The following is a 23,918-nucleotide window of genomic DNA, read 5'->3' as shown; positions in this document are numbered from 1 at the left end:
GCTAGCCTTTGAATCGCTTGGCGTAGAAATCGACCATCTGGCTGACCATATCGTCGGCCTGTCCTTCGTCACGCGCTGTTGTCAGCGCTTCGAGCGTGCCTTTGGACATGATGCTGTCCACGCCAGCATCTTCGGTCATGCGGGCGTAATATCCCACATCTTTGGCCGCGTTCTTAATCGCGAATTCCAGCTTGGTCGCGTCGCCGTCCACGCCGTAGGCTTTGACAAAATCCATCATGCCGGAATGCAGTGGACCTGCGGACATGACGTTGTACAGGTTCGCACGGTCCACGCCCGCAACGTCGGCCATGGCAAAGGCTTCGGCCATGGCGTTGGCCACGGTCATGCCGAAGAAGTTGTTGATCAGTTTGATGGTGTGGCCCGACCCGATGTCGCCAAGGTGAAAGACGTTCTCCCCCAGATCTTTTAGAACAGGCTCGACCGCGTCGAACGCCGCTTTGTCGCCCGACGCCATGATGTTGAGCAATCCGTCTTTGGCATGTGCGGGCGTGCGGCCCAAAGGCGCGTCAAGGAAGGCACCACCGGCGGCGGCGACTTCCGCGGCAAGCGCGCGGCTGCTGGCGGGCAGCGAAGTGCCGAAATCCACAACCGTGGCACCGCTGCGCAAACCTGCGATCACGCCTGCATCGCCGCGCATACGGGACTCAACATGGTCCGAGGTGCCCATGCACAGCATGATGATGTCCGACGCCTCGGCCACGGCTTTGGCATCCGCAGCCTCGGTCGCGCCGCGTGCAATGGCGGCGTCCAGATAGGTGCGGTCGGTGTTGCCCAGAACCGTGAGGGCATAGCCCATGTCCTGAAGCCGCCCAACCATTGCGCCGCCCATCAGGCCAAGGCCGATAAATCCGATTGCTGGTTTGCTCATGTTGTATCCTTCTTCCGTGTCTATGCAGATAATGCGTTTCGTGTTGTGTGATGCTGCGAGGTCAGCTGAGCCTCGATCTGTTCGGCCACGGCAAGGGTGCGCGTGGCGTCTGCGACGTCGATCATCGGGGCAGCGCCATCCATGACCTCCACGAAGTGGGTCAGCTGCGCCTCAAGCGGTGTCGCTGTGTCGGCGGCAGGGGTGAGGGGGGTAATCTGCGCAGGGGTGCCCCAGTCACTACCGCGCCAGAGGGTCATGGAGGGAAAGCTGATCGCCCCGCCCGTGCCGGTGATCCACATCATGTCCTGCTGCGTGGTGCCGATGTTGGGGTTCTCGCCTGTTGCTGCCTCAAACCCCCAAGGGCTGGGCGCGGTGTCGGCAAAGCTGATCGTGCCTGTTGCGCCATTTTCGAAGGTGAGGGCGATGGCGCCGCTCTCGATCCGGTCGGTGCCGCGCAATGGGGTGCCTGATAGGGCGACGACCTGCGCGATCTCCCCGATGCAAAAGCGCAGAAGGTCGATGTCATGCACCAGATTTATCATCACAGGGCTACCGCCCGCCGTGCGCCAGTTGCCATCGAAATAGGCGTCGGGTTTGCGCATCGCCCAGAGGAGCGAGACGTTGACGACCTGCCCGATGGCCCCCTCTGCGATTAGGGATTTGAGCTGTTGTACTGACGCATGATAGCGGCGATGGTGCCCGACGAGCGAGCGGATTTGAGTCTGTTTTAGGGTCTGTGCAAGGGTTTGCGCGTCTTCCAACGTGCCCGCCACGGGTTTCTCGATCAGCATGTGCCAGCCAAGGGCGGCGGCTTGGGCACCGTGATCTGCGTGCAGATGGGTGGGGGTGGCGATGATGACGCCGTCAACGGCGGCGCTTTTCGCTTCGCGCATCGCCATGTAGCGCGGGGCATCTATGTCGATCGACATATCGGGGTCGGCAAGGCCCACCAATTCGCAGGCAGGATGGGCCCGGACCGCTTCCACATGGCGGATGCCGATCAGACCGCCACCGACGACAAGGATGCGTTTCACATCACCGCTCCGATTTGCCATGGCACGAATTCATAATCGCCCAATCCCTGCGCCTCGGATTTGGTTTGCTCGCCCGAGGCGACGCGTAGGAACATCTCGTAAATCTCGCGGCCCTTTTCCTCGACGCTGACGCCCGCCGACAGGATTTCACCTGCGTCGATGTCCATGTCCTCGGACATGCGTTTGGCCATCTCGGAGTTGGTGGCGATCTTGACCGTGGGCGCGGGTTTGGACCCGAAGGCAGAGCCGCGGCCCGTGGTGAAACACACCAGATTACAGCCGCCTGCGATTTGTCCAGTAACCGAAGCCGGATCATAACCGGGGCTATCCATGAAGGTGAAGCCGCGTGCCGTGACCGCTTCGGCGTATTTATAAACGCCCGTCAGGGGCGAGGTGCCGCCCTTGGCCGACGCGCCCAGCGATTTCTCAAGGATCGTGGTCAGTCCGCCCTTTTTGTTGCCCGGTGACGGGTTATTATCCATCGAGCCGTTGTTGCGGCGGGTGTAGTCCTCCCACCACTTGATCAGACCGATTAGCTTGTCGCCTGTCGCACGGTCCACCGCACGGCGGGTGAGCATGTGTTCGGCGCCGTAAATTTCGGGCGTTTCGGCCAGCACGCCTGTGGCTCCCTGTGCGGTGAGCAGATCACAGGCATAGCCCAGCGCGGGGTTGGCCGTCACACCCGACCACGCGTCGGATCCGCCGCATTGAAGCGCCACCATCAGTTCGGACGCGGGGCATTCCGTGCGGGTCGCCTGATTGGCGATGGGTAGCATGGCGCTGACTTTCTCGATCCCCAGTTCCACCGTGCGGCGCAGGCCTGCGACATTCTGGATGTTCATGGTCTGGAAGGTTGGCCCTTGTTTCAGGCCGTATGCTTCCAGCAGCCAGTCGATCTGGTTCATCTCACAGCCCAAGCCCACCATCAGCACGGCGGCGTGGTTGGGATGCTTGGCATATCCCCACATGACGCGTTGCAAGGCCTCGAACCCGTCCCCGCTGTCGGCCATGCCGCATCCGGTGCCATGCACAAAGGCGGCGACGCCATCGACGTTGGGATAGGCGGCCAGCACTTCGGGGGTGAAGTGATCCGCGATCATCCGCGCCGCGGTGGCCGAGCAATTCACCGAGGTGACAATGGCGATGTAGTTGCGCGTACCCACCCGCCCGCTGTCACGGCGGTAGCCCATAAAGGTATCTTGGGTTTTCGCAGGCGCGACGGGGCGCAGATCGGTCGAGTATTCATACGCGGCTTCGGTATTGCGGAATTCGACGTTGTGGGTGTGGACGTGGTCGCCCGCTGCGATGTCTTCAGAAGCGTACCCGATAAGCTGCGCGTATTTGCGCACTGGTGTGCCCTTGGCCATCGCCACTGTTGCGATCTTGTGACCGGAAGGGATCAGCGCGGTGGTTGCGGTGCCTTCAATGGCGATTCCCACCTCCAGCGCACGGGTCGCGGTGACGACAGTGTCGGCGCGGTCGAGACGTACAAAATCCATTGTCTTTTCTTTCAGTCAGCGGGCGCGCGGCCCCTAAAGCAGGATCGTGATGATGCTGGGCCAGATCAGCAGAACAGCCAGCGCAACAATCTGGATACCGATGAAGGGCAGAAACCCTTTGAAGATATCCGTCAGGCTGATGTGCGGCGGTGCCACTGATTTGAGGTAGAAGGCCGCAGGACCAAAGGGCGGCGACAGAAAGCTCACCTGCATGTTCATACAGAAGACCACGCCGAACCAGATGCCGATGTGCTTGGGCTCCAACTGGCCGATAAAGCCGATCTCTTCGATCGGCAGGCGCTGCACGATGGGCAGGAAGACGGGGATAATCAGCAGCACGATGCCGACCCAATCCATGAACGCACCCATGAAGAGCAGAATGACCATCATCGCAAGGATGATCCCCATGGTTGGCAACTCACTGCCCACGATAAAGTCGGCCACATATGTCGGGCCGCCCGCGATGGTATAGGCACCCGCAAGAGCTGCCGCGCCGATGGTCACCCAGATGATCGTACCGGTAGATTTCAGCGTCCGCATCAGGCTGTCCCACAGCCCGTCCACCACCGCCGGAATACGCAGCGTCAGCAGCAACAGCACCAGCAGCGTCAGCATGGTTTGGGAAATGCCCAGCGTCGGGCTGTCGATCACGAATTGTGGTGCGATCAGGATCACCACGACATACAGCCCGATCCATTTCGCGTTACGGACTACAAGACCAACCCATTCGGCAAAGTCCTTTTGGTAAAGCGTCATCAGCATATAGACGGCCAAAGCGCCCATACCTGCCGCCTCGGTAATCCCCGTGATCCCGCCATAGATCGAGCCCATGACAACCCCGATCACAATGATCGGCGCGACAAGGCCTTTGCCCAGCAGCCAACCACGTGTGGTGCGCTGCACCCCGAAGGCGAAATAGATCAGCCCAAGGCAGATCGCGACGATGCCGCCGAACCACGGCACATAGTCTATAGTGCCCCAAAAGATCGGCTCGACCCCGTCGCCCAGATCAATGTTCTGGCCCGTGATGGTAAAGAACAGCGCCCGCAGGAACAGCACGGTGCAGATGCCCGCCGTCAGCACCGCAAGAAAGGCGGTGAAAAGGCCCAGCTTCTCGAGGCCCTGCGGCTCACCGGGTTGTGGCTCGGGCAGGGGGGCGTCTTCGGGGCGCAGCTGCGTGCGCACGATGATGTAGATGATGAAGAAGGACGCCAGCATAAAGCCGGGCAGGAAGGAGGCGGTGAACAGCGCCTTGATCGACGTCTCGGTGATGAGGCCATAGATGATCAGCACGATGGACGGCGGGATCATAGTCCCCAGAGAGCCTGACGCACAGATCGTCCCGATGGCGAGGTTCTGGTTATAGCCAAGCCGTAGCATTTGCGGCAGTGCGATCAGGCCCAGCAGGACGACTTCGCCGCCGATGATCCCCGACATGGCCGCCATGATTACCGCCATGATGGAGGTCACAATCGCGATCCCGCCACGGGTGCGGTTCAGCCAGATCGACAGGGACGAATACATGTCTTTTGCGATGCCGGACCGTTCCAGCAGCGACGCCATAAAGATAAACAGCGGAATGGATATGAGGACATAGTCCGTTAAAAGCCCGTATATCTTCTGGGCAAGGATATTGAGGGGCCCGCTCCCCGGCCTGCCTGTCAGCATACCGTCGCCAAAGGTCCACGGCGCGCTCAGCAACGTAGGTTCGAACTTCATCACCATGACCAGAACGGCCAGCACAGCCGAGGCAAGGCCCAGCGGCATACCAATCGCCAGCAGAACCAAAAGGCCCAGCATCAGGACCAGAGAAATTGTACCAATATCCATCAGGTGTCTGCCTTTTTCTCGGTGTTCAGGAAGGCTTTGCGGGTTGCCTCCAAGCCGTTGTCGCTGCCCACGGCTGCGCGCAAACGGTCCAGCTCGTCTTGGTCAATGTCGTCTGCGGCCGTGTGGATCACGGGCTCGTTATTCCAGTCAGAGATCAGGTTGATGACGGCCTGAACAGCGACCAAAGCAACAATAATCAGTACCGCCATTTTGAGTGTGGCGGGAATGGGCGGGTCAAAGGCGGTGCCGAATGTCTCCCAGCGGCCGAACTTCTGGAACGCTTCCTTGTAGCCGCCATAGATCAGGGCCGCAGCAAACACGACAATCAGGAAGGTCGAGATACAGTCGCACACCCGCTGCACCCAGCGCGGCGTCATATCATAGAGCAGGAAGATGCGGATGTGGCTGCGTTGCTGCATCGCATAAAGACCCGCCGTCAGGAAAACAAAGCCCGCCAGCCATAGCGACATCTCGTTGGCCCAAAGGGTCGGCGCCTCGAACACATAGCGCAGGACGACCTCATACAGCATGACCATGGTCAGCAGGATGATCAGCATCATGGTGATCCTCCCGACGAAGACCGACAGGCGGTCCAGCGGGCCCCATGCCTCGAACTCCATCGGGGCGCGGCGCACAGTCATCACACCAAAGATCAGCAGAACGGGAATAGCGATCATAGCAAGCAGGTCAAAGATGTCGATATGCGTGCCCAGCACGATGGGGCCATTGGGGGTCACGTCGATGCGCGCATAAAGCGCAGCAAGCTGGTCCGCATGGCCGCCCCAATCCAGAATGAACGCAGGCATATGCCACGTCACCCAACCCGCACAAAAGATGAAAGCGAGCGGCACCAGCCATTCGATGGCGGTGCCGTGTTTTGCGTGGCTCATACTGTCCCCCCATAAGACCGCCGTGGCGCAGCGTCTTTGTCCGTCATTTTTGTTTTGGATCGGTTTGGTGCCAAAGATCTCAGCAAGAGGGGCCGCGCGCGTGGCTGCGGCCCCTCCAATCAGATCTTATTCGGAAACCAGACCCAGCTGGGTCAGATATGCCATGTGCGATTCAACCAGTGCCTTGGCTTCCGGTGTTGTCGCAAACTCGGGCCATGTGGCCTGCGCTGCGGCGCGGAACTTGGCCAGCTCTTCTGGAGCCCACTGGGACAGAACCACACCTTTTTCGCGCAGCGATGCGGCGGCTTCGGCGTTGGCTTTCTCAAACGTCAGCGCGGTGCGCAGTGCCAGCGATTCCATGCCGACCTTCATGATCTTCTGGTGGTGCGCAGGCATCGCGTCAAACACCTCTTTGTTGCACGTCAGGTGGTCAGACGGCATCGAGTGGAAGCCGGGGAAGTTGGCGTAGTTGACGATGTCATACAGACCAAGACCCACGTTGTTGGCCAGACCGGATGCGTCGGCACCGTCGATGATGCCTGTCTCAAGCGCGGTAAAGATTTCGGTGAAATCCATCACGATCGGGGACGCGCCCAGCTTTTCAAAGATCTTGGTTTCCATGCCTGGAGGGGAACGGAACTTCCAGTCCTTGAAGTCAGCCACTTTTTCAATCGGCTTGCTGGAGGCAAATGATTCCTGACCGTAGATCCACCAGCCGATCAGCTCCATCCCGTATTTGTTATACAGCGGCGCTGCGGCCTCAAGCCCGCCACCGTAGTACAGCCATGACAGCTGCTGATAGGGCGTGTCGTAGCCGCCCATGATGTCGCCCACAAACTGGAACGCAGGGTTTTTGCCGGTCTGATACCCGCCACCGTGCATTTCGCAATCAAGGATACCGCTGGCGGCCGCGTCAAACCCTTCAACCGATTTTACAACGGATGAAGACCAGAACATCTCAATCGCGATTTCGCCGTTGGACATGTCCTGGACGTTGTCGATGTAACCTTGGGCCAGTTTGCCCGAAACAGTTTCAGGCGCATAGTGCGTTTGAATGCGCAGTTTGGTCGTGGCATGGCCATCGGCCATTGCGGTGCCCGCAGCCAATGTCGCGGCAACAGCGGCGCAGACTGCTTTTTTCAGTAATTTCATAATGTCCTCCCAGACGTTGAGCGTGAAATTCCGGAGATCTATTTGCCTCCGCGTGTGGTACGCTAACAGCAGGTTAGGATGCAGAATCGCGTTCAACAAGAAAAAAGTGAAATTTCATATAATTTCGAGATTTTGCTGTATTTTCGAAATAAACTTGGATATGGTCGGGCCTTACACCAAGGCCGAGGGCCGACATGGCGCCAGAATCAGATATCTATCAGTCGTTGAAAAGCAAACTGATCTCCAACGGGTTTGCCCACGGGGCCAAACTGCGCGCCGAGGTTCTGCGCGAGGAATATGGCTGCTCTGCCAGTACGGTGCGCGAAGTTCTGTTTCGCTTGTCGACCGTGGGCCTTGTTTCGTTTCAGGAACAGCGCGGGTTTCGCGTGCCGGACCGCAGCCCCGAAAAACTGATCGAGCTGACTCACATGCGCGTCTTGCTGGAGGCGGAGGGCACAGTCATGTCGATCCGCCGTGGCGGTGTCGCGTGGGAGGCCAAGCTGACCGCCGCGCACCACCAGCTGAGCCATATCGAGAGTCGCATTCACGGGCAGACGCCCTCGGATGAAATTGTCGCTATCTGGTCGGGGGCCGAAAAGGAGTTCCACGAGACGCTGATTGTGGCCTGTGGTTCCGAGACGTTGAAAAAGCTGCACGGGCAGCTCTATGCGCAGTTCCGCCAGCAGTTGATGGTGGCGGACCGAGATTTCGACTTTATCTCGACTAACATTCAGCACCACGCGGCCATTCTGGACGCCGCCTTGTCGGGGGATGAGGCCTTGACCCGCCAGAAAGTCCACGACCATCTGGCGCGGCATCTGACGGGGGAGACGCTGGGCCTTTAGGCGTCTAGCTCGTCGCGCATATAGACGCTGATGATCTCGTCAAAGCTGTCTTCGGCCTTAAACCCCAATGCGATTGCGCGGTCGGGGGCAAAGTCGCGGGGCCATCCTGCGACAATGCCCATGATCGTCTCGTCGGGTTGCGGCTTGATCAGGTCGACCACAGATTGACCTGCGGCGCGGCGCAGCGCCTCGATCTGCTCTTCGACGGTGCAGCTGATCCCAGGCAGGTTGAGGGCGCGCCGTCCGTTCAGGAGGCTCGTGTCCATCTTTGCCGCTTTGGTCAGGAACCGTGTGGCTGCACGCGGGCTGGCGTGCCAGTGGCGCACGGTGTCGGGCACGGGCAGGATCGCCTCCACCCCGTTCAGCGGCTCACGGATAATGCCCGAAAAGAACGAAGACGCCGCCGCGTTCGCCTTGCCCGGTCGCACGCAGATGGTCGGCAGGCGTAGGGACAGGCCATCGGCAAACCCCTTGCGGCTGAAATCGGTCAGCATCAGCTCACACGCCGCTTTCTGCGCGCCATAGCTGGTTTGCGGGGCGCTTAGGAAGTTATCGCCGATCTTGTCAGGGAAAGGCCCGCCGAAAACCGCGATGGAAGAGGTGAAGACGATGCGCGGCACATAGGCCCCGCCCGACGCGTCGTGCGCGTCCTTCACCGCGCCCAGCAGATGCCACATCGCCATCATGTTCACGTCCCAGCCCAAGGCGAACTCGGCCTCCGCCTGCCCCGACACGATTGCCGCAAGGTGAAAGATGACCTCTGGTCGGTCCGCGATCAGCGTCTTTGCGGTGGCGGGGTCCGAGATGTCACCAGCGAGGGTTTTCGCGGTGACGCCTTCGGGCGGGAAGGCACGGTCAAACAGGGTTATCTGCGGGTGGGCAAAAACGGCATCGTCGATGATATGTTGCGCCAGCTTCTGGCCAATCATGCCGCCGCCGCCAAGGATCAGAATACGTGTCATGTCAGGTCATTCCGTTTCTTGAGTTCAAGGTAAAGGCCCGCATGGTCCAGATCAGCGCCGTCCATTTCGTTGCAGAAATAGGCAAAGCGGTCGCGCACGGACTGGGTGGCGGGCAGGGTAAGGCCCGCCGCATCGGCCTCGGCCAAGGTGTTGTCCAAGTCCTTGAGCTGGAATTTCGACAGACCGCCGGGGGTAAAGTTGCCTTCGGACATCCGGTGTCCATGTTGTTGCAGGATCACGCTGTCCGCGAACCCGCCTTTGAGCGCTGCGCGCAAGGCCGCAGGGTCCGCGCCGCCTTTTTCGGCCAGCAATGTCGCCTCGGCCACGGCGGCGATGGTGACGGCGACGATGGTTTGGTTGGCCAGCTTGCACAGCTGCCCCGCGCCCGACGGGCCGACATGCACGGGACGGCCCATCGCGGCCAAGAGGGGCGCCACACTCTCGACCACAGCCGCGTCACCGCCCGCCATAATCGCAAGGCTTGCCGCCTCTGCCCCCTTGGTCCCGCCCGAGACAGGCGCGTCGATGTGATCGACCCCCAGATCCGCCAATTGCGCCGATTGGGCGCGGGCGTGCTCGGGCTTGGCGCTGGACATGTCGATCCAGATCATGCCGCGGCTCAGGGACCCGCGAAAGGCATCATCGTCCAGTAAGGCCTGCGTCGCAAAACCGTCGCTGAGCATCGTGATAATCACCTCCGCCCCTGCAATTGCCTGCGCTGCGGTATCGGCGGTTTTGGCCCCTTCGGCCACCAAAGGTGCGGCCCGTTCCGCGCTGCGGTTCCAGACAGTCAGATCATGGCCCGCCTTCATCAGATTGCGCGACATGGGCGCGCCCATCAGGCCGGTGCCAATCAACGTGATCTTGCGTAGGGTGCTCATCTGGAAGGGTCCTTTCAAAAAGGGGCGTCGGTTGGGTTATGGTCAAATCGAAATCTCTGACATACGCTAACGGCAACGACAAAAAGGGCCAGTAGGCCCGGCTTAATAAGTTTGAAAAAATGTGGATTATAGCAGGACCCAACGGGTAAAAAACTGTGCGTATCCATCAGGGAGATAGGGTTTTTAGTATGACAGGACAACGGCTTAGTGGAAAGCGCGCCTTGGTCACGGCGGCGGGTCAGGGCATTGGTCGCGCCAGCGCGATTGCCATGGCAAAAGAGGGCGCACAGGTGTTTGCAACGGATGTAAACATGGATGCGCTCTCCACGATTCGGGGTGCGAATCTCGAAAATATTGAAATTTTCGAACTTAATGTTCGTGACGATCAGAGCGTTTCAGAGGGCATTGCACGGGCAAAACCGGACATTCTTTTCAACTGTGCGGGCTTTGTGCATCACGGTGCGGTGCTGGAGGCGCAGGACGATGAATTGGAGTTTGCGCTGGACCTGAACGTCCGCTCGATGGTGCGCACGATGCGGGCGGCGCTGCCGGTGATGATCGAGAACGGCGGCGGCTCAATCGTGAATATGTCGTCGGCAGCGGGATCGGTGATCGGCGCGCCCAATCGTTTCATATATGGGATGACGAAAGCAGCCGTGGTCGGCATGACAAAATCTGTCGCTGTCGACTACATCAAACAGGGCATCCGCTGTAACTGCATCTGCCCCGGCACGGTGGAAAGCCCCAGCTGGCATGACCGTGTCACCGAACTGGGCGAACAGTTGGGCGACTATGACAAGGCGATGGAGCAATTCGTGTCACGCCAGCCTATGGGCCGTGTCGCCAGCGCCGAGGAAATCGCCGCGCTCGTTGTCTACCTTGCCAGCGACGAAAGCGGATTCACCACGGGCCATGCCCATGTTATTGACGGAGGATGGTCAGGCCAATGACCCATAAAATCACCAAAGACGATCTGCGCTCGCGCAAGTGGTTCATGAACCCCGACAACCTCGAGATGACCGCGCTCTATCTTGAGCGGTATCTGAACTACGGCCTGACGCGGGACGAGCTGCAATCGGGCAAGCCGATCATCGGGATCGCGCAGACGGGCAGTGATTTGTCGCCCTGCAACCGCCACCATATCGAACTGACCAAGCGCGTGCGCGACGGCATCATCGCGGCGGGTGGTACCTGTATAGAAATCCCCGTGCATCCCATTCAGGAAACGGGCAAGCGGCCCACGGCCTCGCTGGATCGGAACCTCGCGTATTTGTCTTTGGTAGAGACGCTTTTTGGCTATCCGCTGGACGGTGTTGTTCTGAACATCGGTTGTGACAAGACGACGCCCGCGCTGCTGATGGCGGCCGCCACCGTTAACATTCCTGCGATTGCGCTGTCTGTCGGACCCATGCTCAACGGCTGGTGGAAGGGCGAACGTGCAGGCTCTGGCACCGTGATCTGGAAAGCGCGGGAGCAATTGGCCGCAGGTGACATCGACACGGACGAGTTTATGGAGATCGCGGCGGCCTCGGCCCCGTCTGTGGGCTATTGCAACACGATGGGCACGGCGACGACGATGAACTCACTGGCCGAGGCGTTGGGCATGCAGTTGCCCGGTTCGGCGGCGATCCCTGCCCCCTACCGCGAGCGGGGGCAGATCAGTTACGAGACGGGTAAGCGCATCGTCGATATGGTGTGGGAGGATGTGCGCCCGACGGATATCATGACGCGGGAGGCGTTTGAAAACGCCATCGTCATCAACTCGGCCATTGGCGGCTCGACCAATGCGCCTATTCACCTCAACGGTGTGGCGCGGCACTTGGGCGTGCCATTGGACAATGACGACTGGCAGAAACATGGCCACGATGTGCCACTACTGGTGAACATGCAGCCAGCGGGTAAATATCTGGGTGAGGATTACCAACAGGCGGGCGGTGTCCCCGCGGTGGTCGGAGAGCTGATCGCCGGCGGTCTGCTGCCGCATCCAAACGCGATGACCGTGAATGGCGCGACGATGGGCGAGAATTGCGCGGCTCAGCGCAGCAAGAATTCCGATGTGATCAAACCCACCACCGATCCCATGAAAGAGCAGGCGGGCTTCCTCAACTTGTCGGGCAACCTGTTCGAGAGCGCGATTATGAAGACTTCCGTGATCTCGCCCGCGTTCCGCAAAACCTATCTGTCGAACCCCGATGACCCCGAAGCGTTCGAGGGCCGTGCTGTGGTATTTGAAGGGCCAGAGGATTTCCACCACCGCATCGACGACCCTGCGGAGGATATTACCGAAAATTGCATCCTCTTCATGCGCGGCGCGGGGCCCAAAGGCTACCCCGGTGCGGCAGAGGTCGTGAACATGCGCCCGCCCTCCTACCTGATCAAACAAGGGGTCGAGGCGTTGCCCTGTATCGGTGACGGGCGGCAGTCCGGCACCTCCGGCAGTCCTTCGATCCTGAACGCTTCGCCCGAGGCGGCGGATGGGGGCGGGCTGGCCTTGCTGCAAAACGGCGACACCGTGCGGATCGATCTGGGCAAAGGCACCGTCGATATGCTGGTCCCGCTGGATGAGCTGAACGAGCGGGCGCGGGTGCTGGCGGCCAATGGCGGCTATGACGTGCCGGTGAGCCAGTCACCATGGCAAGAGATCTTCCGCGAAAAGGTCGGGCGTCTGGATCAGGGCATGACCCTGAAAGGCGCCGATGCATACCAAGATATTGCGCGTAAGCACATGCCGCGTGACAACCACTAGGATAAGGAACAGACGATGAAACTTTTACGCTATGGCCCGATTGGCGCTGAGAAACCCGGCATGCTGGATGATGCAGGCACGCTGCGCGACCTGTCGGCGCATGTGGATGACATCAATGGTGGAATGCTGGATGATGCAAGCATCGCGAAACTGCGCGCGCTGGACCCTGCCAGCCTGCCCGCGGTTGAGGGCAACCCGCGCCTTGGGGCTTGTGTCGGGAACATTGGCAAATTCCTGTGCATCGGGCTGAACTACTCGGACCATGCGGCGGAAACGGGTGCAGATATTCCCGAGCATCCCATCCTGTTTTTCAAAGCGAACTCGGCCATTGTGGGCCCCAATGATGATGTGATGATGCCCCGTGGCTCGACCCACACCGATTGGGAGGTCGAATTGGGCGTGGTGATCGGCAAAACTGCGAAATACGTCTCTAAAGCGGATGCTTTGGACCATGTTGCGGGTTATTGCGTGGTGAATGATGTGTCCGAGCGGCACTTCCAGACCCAGCTGACAGGGCAGTGGACCAAGGGCAAATCCTGCGACACATTCGGCCCGACGGGCCCGTGGCTTGTCACCCGCGATGAAGTCGAAGATGTGCAAAACCTTGCCATGTCTCTGGATGTGAATGGCAAGCGGATGCAGACGGGCAATACCTCGACCATGATCTTTACCGTGGCCGAGATCATCGAACATCTCTCCAGCTTGATGACCCTGCACCCCGGTGATGTCATCACCACAGGCACACCTCCCGGTGTTGGTATGGGCATCAAGCCAGAGCCCGTGTTCCTGAAAGAAGGCGACGTGATGGAGCTGACGATCGACGGTCTTGGCCAACAGCGCCAGAAGGTCGGTCAGGATGCCTGATCTTTTACAAATTGGCGGCATCACCGACACGATGCGGGAACGGCTGGAGGCGGCGTTTACGATCCACCAGACCAACCGCTATAACGCGGAGGAGATCACCCATATCGTGACCAATGGCCACGACGGGGTAAAGCCGGAGCTGATGGCCTCGCTCCCCAACCTCAAGATGATCAGCGGCTATGGCGTGGGCTATGACGCCGTTGACGCGGATGAGGCGGCGCGGCGGGGGATCATCGTGACCCACACGCCCAATGTCCTGAACGAGGAAGTGGCGACAACGGCGGTTTTGCTGATGCTGATGTGCTACCGCGAGGCGCTGCGCGACGATGCCCATGCGCGGTCGGGCGATTGGGAGGCAAAGGGCGGTGCGCCGCTGACCCGTTCGGCCGATAACCAGACCATTGGTATTCTGGGCCTTGGCCGTATCGGGCAAGCGATTGTGGACAAGCTGGCGCCGTGGAGCCCCACGATCCTCTATCACACGCGGACCAAAAAGGACGTGCCCTATACCTACTATGACAATCTGGTGGCGATGGCGCATGACTGTGACGTGCTGGTCTGCATAACCCCCGGTGGCCCATCGACCAACAAGATCGTCAACGCCGAGGTGATCGAGGCGCTGGGCCCGACGGGCACGCTCATCAATGTGGCGCGTGGCTCCGTGGTGGATGAGGCCGCGATGATCGAGGCGCTCAGCACAGGCAAGCTCGGCTGGGCGGGCCTTGATGTGTTCGAGGCAGAGCCGCATGTGCCGCCCGCCTTGCGCGCCCTGCCGAACACCGTGCTGCTGCCCCATGTCGGCAGCGCCACGGTCGAGACGCGGGCCGCAATGGGGGCGCTGACGGTGGACAACCTGCTGCAACACCTCAAGGACGGGACCGTTATCAGTGCCGTGCCAGAATGCGCCGATCTGTGAGTGCTAAGGCGATGACAGATGATTGAATTTGTCATCGCCGTTTTCTTTTTGCTGATCACGCCGGGGCCGGGGGTTCTGACAACGGCGGGGATTGGTGCGGCTTACGGCTTTAACGCGGGGCTGCGGTTTTTGGTGGGCCTGTGTCTGGGCGGCTTCATCACGATGATGCTTGTCGTGTCGGGGCTGGCGGCGATTGTGCTGACGGTGCCGTCGTTGCGGTTTGTGCTGTTGCTCGCGTCCGTGTCCTACCTTGTGTACCTTGCATGGCGGATCGCCAGTGCAGGTGCGCAGATCGGATTCATGCCTGCGACCACGCCGCTGGGCTTTACCAACGGGCTGATGCTGCAATTCATCAATCCCAAAGCATATGTCGTGGCGACCACGCTGTTTTCGGGGTTCAACTTTATGCCCGCAGCCCCCGCGTGGGAGGTGGCGATCAAGCTGTTGGTCTTCAATGCGATCTGGATCCCTGTGCATCTGGTCTGGCTTGCCGCTGGTGCACGTGTACGGCAAATGAACCTGAGCGCAGGGACACAGCGCATCATCAACATCTGCATGGCAGTGTCGCTGCTGGTGGTTGTCTTTGCCGCACTGATCGCGTCCCGCTGATATGAAATTTGGAGAATGAGATGACGAAGAATACGCATAAGGTGGCCGCGATTGGCCTTGGCTCGATGGGCTACGGCATTGCCATGTCGGCGCTGCGCGGCGGGCATTCGGTCTGGGGGGTGGACATCAACGCCGATCAGATGGCCCGCTTTGTCGAGGCGGGTGGAGAGCGGGGCAATCTGGCCGATGCCGCAGGCGAGCTGGATACCGTGATTGTCGCCGTGCTGAACGCCGCCCAGACCGAGGCGGTCTTGTTCGGCGAAGGCGGCATCGTACCAAAGCTGCGTGCCGGTGCAGCGGTGTTGTCCTGTGCCACCGTGCCCCCCGCCTTTGCCAAGGAGATGGCGGCACGCTGTGCTGTATCCGGTGTGCTCTACCTTGATGCGCCGATCTCTGGGGGGGCGGTTAAGGCCGCCAATGGGGCCTTGTCGATCATGGCCGCCGGCAGCCCCGAGACGTTTGTCGCCCTTGCCCCCGTGCTCGACAGTATCGCCGAGACGGTGTTCGAGCTGGGCGATGAGGTTGGCGCGGGCAGTGCGATGAAGGCCGTGAACCAACTCCTCGCCGGTGTGCATATTGCCACGATGGCCGAGGCGTTGACTTTTGGCATGACCCAAGGTGTGACGCCCGATAAGTTCATCGAAGTGATCAGCAAATGCGCGGGCACCAGCTGGATGCTGGAGAACCGCGCCCCGCATATCGCGGCGGGGGATTACACGCCTCACAGCTCGGTCAATATCTGGCCGAAGGACCTTGGCATCGTCCTTGATATCGCCAAGGACGCGCAGTTCAGCGCACCGATTACCGCCGCCGCGTTGCAGCAGTTCGTGGCTGCGGCAGGCATGGGGCTCGGCGCGGAGGATGACGCAGCGGTTGCCAAAGTATACGCCCGCAATGCGCAACTGACCTTGCCGGGGGAAGAGACATGACAACCGTACTGGGCTGTATCGCGGATGATTTTACAGGGGCCACCGATCTGGCGGGGTTGCTTGCCCGCAGCGGTGTGCAAGTCTCGCTCCGCATTGGCGTGCCGACCGAGCCACCAAAGGATACTGGCCCGTTTGAGGTGATCGCGCTCAAATCCCGCACAGCGCTCGTGGCCGAGGCAGTGGCCGAGACCCGGGCCGCGCTGGCGTGGCTCAAGGCGGCGGGCGCGCAGCGGTTTTTCTGGAAGTACTGCTCAACCTTCGACAGCACAGCAGAGGGGAACATCGGCCCCGTGGCCGAGGCGCTGATGGCGGATTTGGGGACAGACCAGACGATCTATTGCCCCGCGTTTCCCGAAAACGGGCGGGCGATCTTTATGGGGAACCTGTTTGTGGGCCAACAGCCGCTGGCCGAGAGCCCGATGAAGGATCACCCGCTGACGCCCATGCGCGACAGCAATCTGATGCGGTTGTTGGCGCCACAGGTGACACAGGCCGTGGGCTTGGCCGACCGTTTGACCGTGGCCCAAGGGGCCGAAGCTTTGCGCGCCAAGCTGGAAGCGTTGCGTGCGCAGGGCACCGCCCACGTCGTCGTCGATGCGGTAGCCAACGCGGACCTTGAGATCATCGCACAAGCCTGTCGTAATATGCCGCTGATGACGGGTGGCTCTGCCGTGGCGATGCCGCTGCCTGATCTGTATCTGGCAGATGGGACCCTATCCGCGGACGCGCCCAAAGTGCCTGCCCCGCAGGTTGCGGCGGATACGGTTATCCTGTCGGGCAGTTGTTCTGCTATGACCAACGCTCAGGTGGCTGCCTATCTTGCGACGGGCGCACCTGCTTACCAGCTTGACCCCTTGTCGCTGGCGCAAACGGGCAGTGCGGATGTTTTGGCGTGGCTTGCTGCGCAGGATTTGACCGCTGCACCGCTGATCTATGCCACTGCCGATCCCGACAGCGTGAAGGCGGCGCAGGCGCAGCTGGGTGTGGCAGAGGCGGGCGCGTTGATCGAGAAAACCCTGGCCGATTGCGCCGTGGCCGCCCGCGATGCAGGGGCACGGCGGTTTATCGTAGCGGGGGGAGAGACATCAGGCGCTGTTACCCAAGCGCTGGACGTGACGCGCCTTGATATCGGGGTCGAAATCGCGGCGGGCGTGCCGTGGACCTTCTGCACCTCTGCGGGCCAGCAAATTGCGCTGACCCTGAAGTCGGGGAACTTCGGCGCCGAAGGGTTCTTTGACGATGCACAGAAAAGACTGGGTTGAGCATGAGTGAAGAGAGCAAACTGCGCGACCTGATCTGTCTGTTGGCCAAGTCGATGTTTGACCGTGGCCTGACGGGGGGCAGCACGGGCAATATCTCGGCGCGCACTGCCGATGGCGGGCTTCTGGTCAGCCCCACGGGAACCAGTTTCGGGCGGCTTGATCCTGCAAGGCTCAGCCGGTTTGACGCGCAGGGCGTGCATGTGGGGGGCGACAAGCCGACCAAGGAAATGCCGCTGCATTCGGCGTTCTACGACACGCGCAGCACAGCGGGCGCGGTGGTGCATTTGCACAGCTGTCATTCGGTGGCGCTGTCGATGATGCCCGACGTCGATGCCGACAGCTTCCTGCCGCCGCTGACGCCCTACGGCATTATGAAGCTGGGGCGGGTCAAGCTGCTGCCGTTCTTCCTGCCCGGTGATCCCGCGATGGGCGATGCCGTGCGCGGGCTTGCGGGCAAACGCAGTGCGGTGATGCTGGCCAACCACGGCCCTGTCGTCGCGGGCAAAGATATCGAGGCCGCCTGCAATGCGATTGAAGAGCTGGAGGACACCGCGCGGCTTGCCCTGCTTACCCGTGGAATGTCGCCGCAGATGTTGACGGATGCGCAGGTGCGCGCCTTGGTCACAAAGTTTGATGTGGAGTGGGACGGATGAAGTTTTCGGCTAACCTCGGGTTTCTATGGAATGATCTGGCGCTGCCAGAGGCGATACACGCCGCACATGCGGCAGGTTTTGACGCGGTAGAGCTGCATTGGCCCTATGATGTCCCCGCCGCCGACGTGAAGGCCGCGCTGGAGGCGACGGGCCTGCCCGTGTTGGGCCTGAACACGCGGCGTGGTGATGTGGCTGGAGGGGAGAACGGCCTGTCCGCTCTGCCCGACCGTGCCGATGACGCACGCGCTGCAATTGACGAGGCGCTGGCCTATGCCCGCGCGATTGGCGCATCAAACCTGCATGTTATGGCAGGGTTTGCCACGGGGCAGGTGGCGCTTGACGCCTTTGTGGATGCGCTAAGCTATGCCTGTAAACAGGCGGCGCTGCTGGGCATCACTATCCTGATCGAGCCGCTGAATTCTTATGACGCGCCTGGCTATTTCCTCAGCACCACCACGCAAGCGACCCAGATCATCGCACAGGTCGCGATGCCCAACCTCAAGCTGATGTTCGACTGCTACCATGTGCAATTGATGGAGGGCGACCTGACCCACAAGCTGCAAGCGCTGCAACCTCAAATCGGGCATATCCAATTCGCCAGCGTGCCTGACCGTGGAACGCCCGATCATGGAGAGGTGAATTTTGACCACGTCTTTGGGGTGATCAGGGACATGGGCTATGACGCGCCCTTGGGCGCTGAATACAAACCCCAGTTCCCCACGGACGGAACGCTGGAGTGGTTGCACCGGATCAAAGCGACGCGGTAATCCCGCCGTCCACATACAGCGTGTGGCCGTTCACAAAGCTGGATGCGGCAGACGACAGGAACACAGCCGCGCCGACCAATTCGTCGACATTGCCCCAGCGCCCTGCGGGGGTGCGTTTTGCAAGCCACGCGCTAAATTCATCATCGCTGACCAAAGCGGCGTTCAAAGGCGTGTCGAAATACCCCGGTGCGATGGCGTTACAGTTGAGCCCGTGTTTCGCCCAATCGGTCGCCATCCCTTTGGTCAGGTTGCCCACGGCCCCTTTGGTCGCCGTATAAGGCGCGATGCCCGGACGGGCGAGCGAGGTTTGCACAGAAGCGATGTTGATGATTTTACCCGCGCCGCGCCCGATCATGTGCCGCGCAACGGCTTGGCCCACGTGAAAGACCGACGCCACATTGGTTTGCAACAACCGCTCGAATGCGTCTGCGGGGAAGTTCTCAAGCTCGGTCCGGTGCTGCATGCCTGCGTTGTTGATCAGGATGTCGATGGGGCCTGTGGTGGCCTCGAACCCGTCAACGGCAGCACGCACGCCTTCGTGGTCGGTCGCGTCAAAGGCAAGCTGGTGCACGGTGCCGTCCACTTGTGCAGCGGCGGCCTGCAATTTGGCGGTGTCGCGCCCGTTCAGGACGACCTCGGCACCCGCACCTGCCAGCCCTTTGGCCAGCGCCAGCCCGATGCCCTGACTGGACCCCGTGATCAGCGCGCGTTTTCCGGTGAGGTTGAACATCTCTAGGGTCATGGTGGTTTTCCTTTTGTGGGTACGTTACAGGCCTTCGCGGTTCAATGCGATGCTGTAGACGCTGGTGGTGGCGGTGATGAAAAGCCGGTGCTTGCCGCGCCCGCCAAAACAGACATTCGAGACAAGCTCGGGGACGAGGATCTTTCCCATCAGCGCCCCATCGGGCGCGATGCAATGCACGCCATCCGCAGCCGAGGACCAGATGTTGCCGTCCGTATCCAGACGAAGACCGTCAGACGCGCCGTGGGAGATCGTGTGGAAATGCGCGCCGTCAGTGACCTCTGAGCCGTTGACGGTATAGCGGCGGATGTGGCGCTGCGCGTCCTTGTCAAACATCGCGCCAGTATCCGCGACATACAGCGTTGCTTCATCCGGCGAAAAGGCCAGACCATTGGGGCAGGCCATGTCGGTCACAACCGCGGTGAGCGCACCCGTGACCGCGTCGATGCGATAGACGTTGCAGGGCAACTCCTGTTCGGATTTGTAGCCTTCGTAGTTTGTCATGATGCCATAGTGCGGATCAGAGAACCAAATGGAGCCATCGGATTTCACGACAACATCATTGGGTGAATTCAACCGCTTCCCCTCGAACTGATCGGCCAGAACAGTGATCGTTCCGTCGTGTTCGGTGCGGGTGACACGGCGGGTGCCGTGTTCGCAGCTGATCAATCGCCCCTGCAAATCACGGGTGTGTCCATTCGCAAAATTCGACGGATCGCGGTAAACAGATACCGTCCCGTCCATCATCAATCGCATGATTTGGTTGTTCGGAATATCCGAGAAATACAGACACTCCGCATCGCCAAACCAGACGGGTCCTTCGACCCAGTCGAACCCTGTTGCCAGCCGTTTTACAGGCGCGTTTCCCAGCACAAATCTGGAAAACTCTGGCGTGTAGGCTTCGAAAAACGACATATGGGTTTTCCTGTTACAGGGGGCGGGTCATGTGGTGTGTGAAGATAGTCCTACGCATGGGGTTCCTGCCACGCAAGCGTGCTGTTTCGCAAAAAGACAAAGCTAAACGGTGAGTGTTTCGGCAAGGCGTTGCGCATAGGTTGGGGCGAATGTGCCATCCTATAGAATTTCAACCCCGAATGCAGATGCAGGTCGATGATGGAGGCAGTTTCATCGTTACCTATCGCTATGGTGATTTGGAGATTAACCCCATCCAGCGTGCGACTATCGGGCATGATCTCGGCGTCGGTTTAAGCGAGACATTATCTAATTCGGTAACTGTGCCGCGCGACTGTGAGACGGTTGTTGGCAATACAGGTGAGGCGGGCGTTTGGAGCTTTCGCTATATCCATCCAACCTATCAGTTTGCCACGATCGGTGACGACGAACTGGTCGGCACGGACAATGTTGACATCATGACCGGTGGCTTGGGCGATGACACTTTGCGCGGTCTTGCCGATGACGACAGGTTGCGCGGCGGCGCTGGGGCTGATTGGCGGGGATGGTTCGGACGTTGCGGCGTATGACTTTGCGCGCGAAGCCGTGGTTGTCGATCTGGCGGACACCGCGCAAAACACGAGATGGGCCGCAGGCGACAGGTATACCATGATCGAAGGCGTCTGGGGCAGCGGTTTTGACGACACCCTGCGCGGCGATGAAAGCGACAACATTTTGCGCGGGCGTTCCGGCGTGGATGAGATGTCGGGCCAAGGCGGCAATGAAACGCTTGAGGGCGATCCGGGCGATGATCTACTCTCTGGTGGGGACGGAAGCGACAGGTTGCTGGGCGGCGATGGCAATGATGTGCTGCTGGGCGGTGCAGGTGCCGATACAATGGACGGCGGCATCCGCAGTAACCGAACGCTGAGCGAGGTGGATACTGTTACTTATGCGTCTGAAACGGGTGCCGTTCGCGCGGACCTTGCATTCAGCGAGGTGAACGGATTGGCCGCCCCAGGCGACACGTTTGTATTAATCGAAGATCTGATCGGGACAGCATTCAATGACACCCTGCGTGGCGGCAGCGGTGCAAATACCTTCGTTGTTCTGGCCGACATCGGCTCTGACGTGATCGAAGATTTCGAGCTGGGTGTTGGTAGGCTCATGATCGGTTGGCATTTCGGGTACGGGTCGTAATCTGCTGCCTCATACCTAAGTGACGCGATTGTTCGCGGCGATGATCTTAGTATCGGCTTGGACCATTCATTCAGAACCTGACGGTACAAGGGGTCACGGATATCGGAACCTTCGCCGAGGACGTGGTGCTGATCTGATTGGTTTTGCGTGACTATATGCAACCTGTTCAAAAGGCGCCTTGTGCCATAGCAGATTGCGCTTACCGACTCTGTCGGCATGTCGCGATTGCATTGAAATTTTACGGAAAAAGTGGTGCCCAGAAGAGGACTCGAACCTCCACACCGTTGCCAGTACTAGCACCTGAAGCTAGCGCGTCTACCATTCCGCCACCTGGGCACACCTTAGAGCGCTCTCTTAGGCTGCTGGCTGTTCGGTGTCAACGGCATTTCTGGTGGCTGGGGGCACTTCTTTTACAATGCTGCGATTTGCAAGTAATTGCGCCTTGTTTGGAATGCGAGGGGCGGGTACACCCGTGCCGTACAATCGCGGGGCATTCATAATGGCGAAACTGGTTACAATCTATGGCGGTTCGGGCTTTGTTGGCCGTTACGTAGCGCGCCGGATGGCAAAAGCGGGCTGGCGGGTGCGGGTTGCCGTGCGCCGCCCGAACGAGGCAATTTTTGTAAAAACCTACGGAGTTGTTGGTCAGGTAGAGCCGGTGTTGTGCAATATCCGCGATGATGCCTCGGTTGCCTCCGTGATGCAGGGTGCCGATGCGGTTGTGAATTGTGTGGGCGTGCTGGCCGAGGCTGGCAAGAACACCTTTGACGCCGTTCAGTCCGACGGTGCAGAGCGGATCGCACGGATCGCTGCTGCGCAGGGGATTAACCGGATGGTGCATATTTCCGCCATTGGCGCGGATTTGGAGAGCGAGAGCAACTATGCCCGCACCAAAGCCGAAGGCGAGGCGGGCGTTCTCAAACACCAGCCCAACGCGGTGATCCTGCGGCCATCAATTGTCTTCGGTCCTGAGGACCAGTTTTTCAACCGCTTTGCGGGTATGGCGCGGATGGGTCCGGTGCTGCCGGTGGTGGGCGCGAACACGCGCTTCCAGCCCGTGTATGTGGATGATGTGGCGCACGCGGCCGAAATGGGCGTGCTGGGCGATGCCAGCGGCACTTATGAATTGGGCGGTCCCGTCACGATGAGCTTTCGTGAGTTGATGGATCTGATGCTGGACGTGATCCGCCGCCGCCGTCTGGTGTTGAACATTCCGTTCTTTGCTGCCCGCATTATGGCGTTCGGCTTTGATATGATGCAGGCCGTCACCCTTGGCTTGGTCAAAAACGGTATGATTACACGCGATCAGGTCAAGAATTTGTCGCAGGATAATGTTGTGGCCGAAGGCGCGCAGGGTCTTGACGCGTTGGGCATTCAGCCAACGGCAATGGTATCGGTTTTGCCTGAATATCTGTGGCGGTTTCGTCCGTCGGGTCAATATGATGCGATCAAGGAATCGGCGAAAAACCTGCGTTCAAGCTGATGGAAAACACCACGATTGTTGCGGCACTGTTGGGGCTGCTTGAAGGGCTGACAGAGTTCATTCCTGTCTCCTCCACGGGTCATATCCTGCTGGCAGGCCATTTTTTGGGGTTCGATTCTGCGGGTAAGACGTTTGAGGTCGTGATCCAGCTTGGGGCTGTTTTGGCGATCCTGACGCTGTATTCTGCGCGCCTTATCTCGGTCTTTGCGGCGGCGCCGTCTGATCCTTTGGCGCGGCGGTTTATCTGGTCCGTGCTGCTGGCCTTTTTGCCTGCGGCCGTGATTGGCGTGATGGCGCATGGTTTTATCAAGACGGTGCTGTTCGAGACGCCGATGTTGATCGCTGTGATGCTGATCCTTGGCGGGATCGTGTTGGTCTTTGTGGATCGTGTGGCACCTGAGCCCACACATGAAGACGCGATGAAGCTGCCGATCCCGATGGCGATCAAGATCGGGTTCATCCAATGTCTTGCGATGGTGCCTGGCGTCTCGCGTTCGGGGGCTACGATTGTGGGCGCATTGATGCTGGGGGCCAGCAAGCGCGCAGCGGCAGAGTTTTCGTTCTTTTTGTCGATGCCCACGATGGCGGGCGCTTTTGCTTATGATCTGTTCAAGAATCGCGATGTGCTGGACACCTCCGCGCTGGGCGAGATCGCTGTTGGCTTTGTTATGGCCTTCATCAGCGCTGTGTTGGTGGTGAAATGGCTGTTGGGCTACGTGAGTCGCCATGGTTATGCTTTGTTCGGCTGGTGGCGTATCATTGTGGGGTCTGTCGCATTGATCTTTCTTATCAGCGGGTTCTGAGGTTATTGGTCCGATGCGGACGTAAATTTAGAAAACTTCCTACGTCCCGCGGCGTTTTTTGCAAATAAATC

24 protein-coding genes and 1 tRNA gene are annotated in these 23,918 nt (G+C 59.9%); 14 read left to right on the top strand and 11 right to left on the bottom strand.

Going from position 1 to position 23,918, the window contains the following annotated elements:
- Position 1: 1 nt before the first annotated feature.
- From ABMC88_RS07330 to ABMC88_RS07305, 6 genes are all read right to left on the bottom strand, one after another.
- Positions 2 to 889, bottom strand: a complete 888-nt coding sequence (locus ABMC88_RS07330; RefSeq protein ID WP_349576205.1) for an NAD(P)-dependent oxidoreductase — start codon at positions 887 to 889, stop codon at positions 2 to 4.
- Positions 890 to 909: 20 nt separating this feature from the next.
- Positions 910 to 1,944, bottom strand: a complete 1,035-nt coding sequence (locus tag ABMC88_RS07325; RefSeq protein ID WP_349576204.1) for a Gfo/Idh/MocA family protein — start codon at positions 1,942 to 1,944, stop codon at positions 910 to 912.
- Entirely contained in the window at positions 1,920 to 3,422 is a 1,503-nt protein-coding gene (locus ABMC88_RS07320; RefSeq protein WP_349576203.1) for a UxaA family hydrolase, read from the bottom strand. The genes ABMC88_RS07325 and ABMC88_RS07320 overlap by 25 nt, the downstream gene beginning before the upstream one ends.
- Before the next feature lie 33 nt (positions 3,423 to 3,455).
- Positions 3,456 to 5,252, bottom strand: coding sequence for a TRAP transporter large permease (locus ABMC88_RS07315; RefSeq protein ID WP_349576202.1), 1,797 nt, complete (start codon positions 5,250 to 5,252; stop codon positions 3,456 to 3,458).
- Complete coding sequence (locus ABMC88_RS07310) at positions 5,252 to 6,142, bottom strand: TRAP transporter small permease subunit (protein WP_349576201.1); 891 nt, start codon at positions 6,140 to 6,142, stop codon at positions 5,252 to 5,254. Before ABMC88_RS07310 ends, ABMC88_RS07315 begins: the two co-directional genes overlap by 1 nt.
- 126 nt (positions 6,143 to 6,268) lie before the next feature.
- Positions 6,269 to 7,294 carry a TRAP transporter substrate-binding protein gene (locus ABMC88_RS07305; RefSeq protein ID WP_349576200.1) on the bottom strand — a complete coding sequence of 342 codons (1,026 nt, stop codon included), beginning with the start codon at positions 7,292 to 7,294 and terminating at the stop codon, positions 6,269 to 6,271.
- Positions 7,295 to 7,488: 194 nt separating this feature from the next.
- Here ABMC88_RS07305 and ABMC88_RS07300 point away from each other — a divergent pair, with 194 nt between their 5' ends.
- Positions 7,489 to 8,139: a GntR family transcriptional regulator gene (locus ABMC88_RS07300; RefSeq protein ID WP_349576199.1), complete on the top strand. Its 651-nt coding sequence runs from the start codon at positions 7,489 to 7,491 to the stop codon at positions 8,137 to 8,139.
- Here the strand turns inward: ABMC88_RS07300 and denD are convergent.
- Both denD and ABMC88_RS07290 read right to left on the bottom strand, forming a co-directional pair.
- Positions 8,136 to 9,101 (bottom strand): D-erythronate dehydrogenase, encoded by a 966-nt coding sequence (denD, locus tag ABMC88_RS07295; RefSeq protein WP_349576198.1) that lies wholly within the window; start codon positions 9,099 to 9,101, stop codon positions 8,136 to 8,138. The two genes, ABMC88_RS07300 and denD, sit on opposite strands and share 4 nt — an antisense overlap.
- The gene (locus tag ABMC88_RS07290; RefSeq protein ID WP_349576197.1) at positions 9,098 to 9,982 is read right to left on the bottom strand and encodes an NAD(P)-dependent oxidoreductase; all 885 of its coding nucleotides are present in this window, start codon (positions 9,980 to 9,982) and stop codon (positions 9,098 to 9,100) included. Before ABMC88_RS07290 ends, denD begins: the two co-directional genes overlap by 4 nt.
- Before the next feature lie 188 nt (positions 9,983 to 10,170).
- On the opposite strand from ABMC88_RS07290, the gene ABMC88_RS07285 reads away from it, so the two are divergent.
- The 9 genes from ABMC88_RS07285 to ABMC88_RS07245 are packed head-to-tail and all read left to right on the top strand — an operon-like array spanning position 10,171 to position 18,728.
- On the top strand, positions 10,171 to 10,932 hold the full coding sequence (locus ABMC88_RS07285) for an SDR family oxidoreductase (RefSeq protein WP_349576196.1): 762 nt from the start codon (positions 10,171 to 10,173) through the stop codon (positions 10,930 to 10,932).
- Positions 10,929 to 12,728 carry an IlvD/Edd family dehydratase gene (locus ABMC88_RS07280; protein WP_349576195.1) on the top strand — a complete coding sequence of 600 codons (1,800 nt, stop codon included), beginning with the start codon at positions 10,929 to 10,931 and terminating at the stop codon, positions 12,726 to 12,728. Before ABMC88_RS07285 ends, ABMC88_RS07280 begins: the two co-directional genes overlap by 4 nt.
- A gap of 15 nt (positions 12,729 to 12,743) precedes the next feature.
- A complete protein-coding gene (locus tag ABMC88_RS07275; protein WP_349576194.1) occupies positions 12,744 to 13,592 on the top strand; it encodes a fumarylacetoacetate hydrolase family protein in 849 nt (282 codons plus the stop codon).
- Complete coding sequence (locus ABMC88_RS07270; protein ID WP_349576193.1) at positions 13,585 to 14,508, top strand: 2-hydroxyacid dehydrogenase; 924 nt, start codon at positions 13,585 to 13,587, stop codon at positions 14,506 to 14,508. The genes ABMC88_RS07275 and ABMC88_RS07270 overlap by 8 nt, the downstream gene beginning before the upstream one ends.
- 18 nt (positions 14,509 to 14,526) lie before the next feature.
- A complete protein-coding gene (locus ABMC88_RS07265; RefSeq protein WP_349576192.1) occupies positions 14,527 to 15,117 on the top strand; it encodes a LysE family translocator in 591 nt (196 codons plus the stop codon).
- A 20-nt stretch (positions 15,118 to 15,137) separates the two neighbouring features.
- Positions 15,138 to 16,046, top strand: coding sequence for an L-threonate dehydrogenase (ltnD, locus tag ABMC88_RS07260; RefSeq protein ID WP_349576191.1), 909 nt, complete (start codon positions 15,138 to 15,140; stop codon positions 16,044 to 16,046).
- Positions 16,043 to 17,308, top strand: coding sequence for a 3-oxo-tetronate kinase (gene otnK / locus ABMC88_RS07255; protein ID WP_349576190.1), 1,266 nt, complete (start codon positions 16,043 to 16,045; stop codon positions 17,306 to 17,308). Before ltnD ends, otnK begins: the two co-directional genes overlap by 4 nt.
- A 2-nt stretch (positions 17,309 to 17,310) precedes the next feature.
- Entirely contained in the window at positions 17,311 to 17,961 is a 651-nt protein-coding gene (otnC, locus tag ABMC88_RS07250) for a 3-oxo-tetronate 4-phosphate decarboxylase (protein WP_349576189.1), read from the top strand.
- Positions 17,958 to 18,728 carry a hydroxypyruvate isomerase family protein gene (locus ABMC88_RS07245; RefSeq protein WP_349576188.1) on the top strand — a complete coding sequence of 257 codons (771 nt, stop codon included), beginning with the start codon at positions 17,958 to 17,960 and terminating at the stop codon, positions 18,726 to 18,728. Before otnC ends, ABMC88_RS07245 begins: the two co-directional genes overlap by 4 nt.
- Here ABMC88_RS07245 and ABMC88_RS07240 read toward each other — a convergent pair.
- Both ABMC88_RS07240 and ABMC88_RS07235 read right to left on the bottom strand, forming a co-directional pair.
- Positions 18,712 to 19,470 (bottom strand): SDR family oxidoreductase, encoded by a 759-nt coding sequence (locus ABMC88_RS07240; protein ID WP_349576187.1) that lies wholly within the window; start codon positions 19,468 to 19,470, stop codon positions 18,712 to 18,714. The two genes, ABMC88_RS07245 and ABMC88_RS07240, sit on opposite strands and share 17 nt — an antisense overlap.
- 24 nt (positions 19,471 to 19,494) lie before the next feature.
- Positions 19,495 to 20,385: an SMP-30/gluconolactonase/LRE family protein gene (locus tag ABMC88_RS07235; protein WP_349576186.1), complete on the bottom strand. Its 891-nt coding sequence runs from the start codon at positions 20,383 to 20,385 to the stop codon at positions 19,495 to 19,497.
- A gap of 179 nt (positions 20,386 to 20,564) precedes the next feature.
- On the opposite strand from ABMC88_RS07235, the gene ABMC88_RS07230 reads away from it, so the two are divergent.
- Both ABMC88_RS07230 and ABMC88_RS07225 read left to right on the top strand, forming a co-directional pair.
- Positions 20,565 to 20,951, top strand: a complete 387-nt coding sequence (locus ABMC88_RS07230) for a hypothetical protein (RefSeq protein WP_349576185.1) — start codon at positions 20,565 to 20,567, stop codon at positions 20,949 to 20,951.
- Complete coding sequence (locus tag ABMC88_RS07225) at positions 20,884 to 21,561, top strand: calcium-binding protein (protein ID WP_349576184.1); 678 nt, start codon at positions 20,884 to 20,886, stop codon at positions 21,559 to 21,561. Before ABMC88_RS07230 ends, ABMC88_RS07225 begins: the two co-directional genes overlap by 68 nt.
- Positions 21,562 to 21,811: 250 nt before the next feature.
- Here ABMC88_RS07225 and ABMC88_RS07220 read toward each other — a convergent pair.
- Positions 21,812 to 21,897 (bottom strand) — tRNA-Leu (locus tag ABMC88_RS07220).
- Between the two features lie 163 nt (positions 21,898 to 22,060).
- Here ABMC88_RS07220 and ABMC88_RS07215 point away from each other — a divergent pair.
- Together ABMC88_RS07215 and ABMC88_RS07210 are read left to right on the top strand one after the other, a co-directional pair.
- On the top strand, positions 22,061 to 23,044 hold the full coding sequence (locus ABMC88_RS07215) for a complex I NDUFA9 subunit family protein (protein ID WP_349576183.1): 984 nt from the start codon (positions 22,061 to 22,063) through the stop codon (positions 23,042 to 23,044).
- Complete coding sequence (locus ABMC88_RS07210) at positions 23,044 to 23,847, top strand: undecaprenyl-diphosphate phosphatase (protein ID WP_439655585.1); 804 nt, start codon at positions 23,044 to 23,046, stop codon at positions 23,845 to 23,847. Before ABMC88_RS07215 ends, ABMC88_RS07210 begins: the two co-directional genes overlap by 1 nt.
- Positions 23,848 to 23,918: the final 71 nt, after the last annotated feature.

The organism is Sulfitobacter aquimarinus, from assembly GCF_040149565.1.
Lineage (GTDB): Bacteria > Pseudomonadota > Alphaproteobacteria > Rhodobacterales > Rhodobacteraceae > Sulfitobacter > Sulfitobacter aquimarinus.
This window is presented reverse-complemented; position numbering and strand designations above follow the sequence as displayed.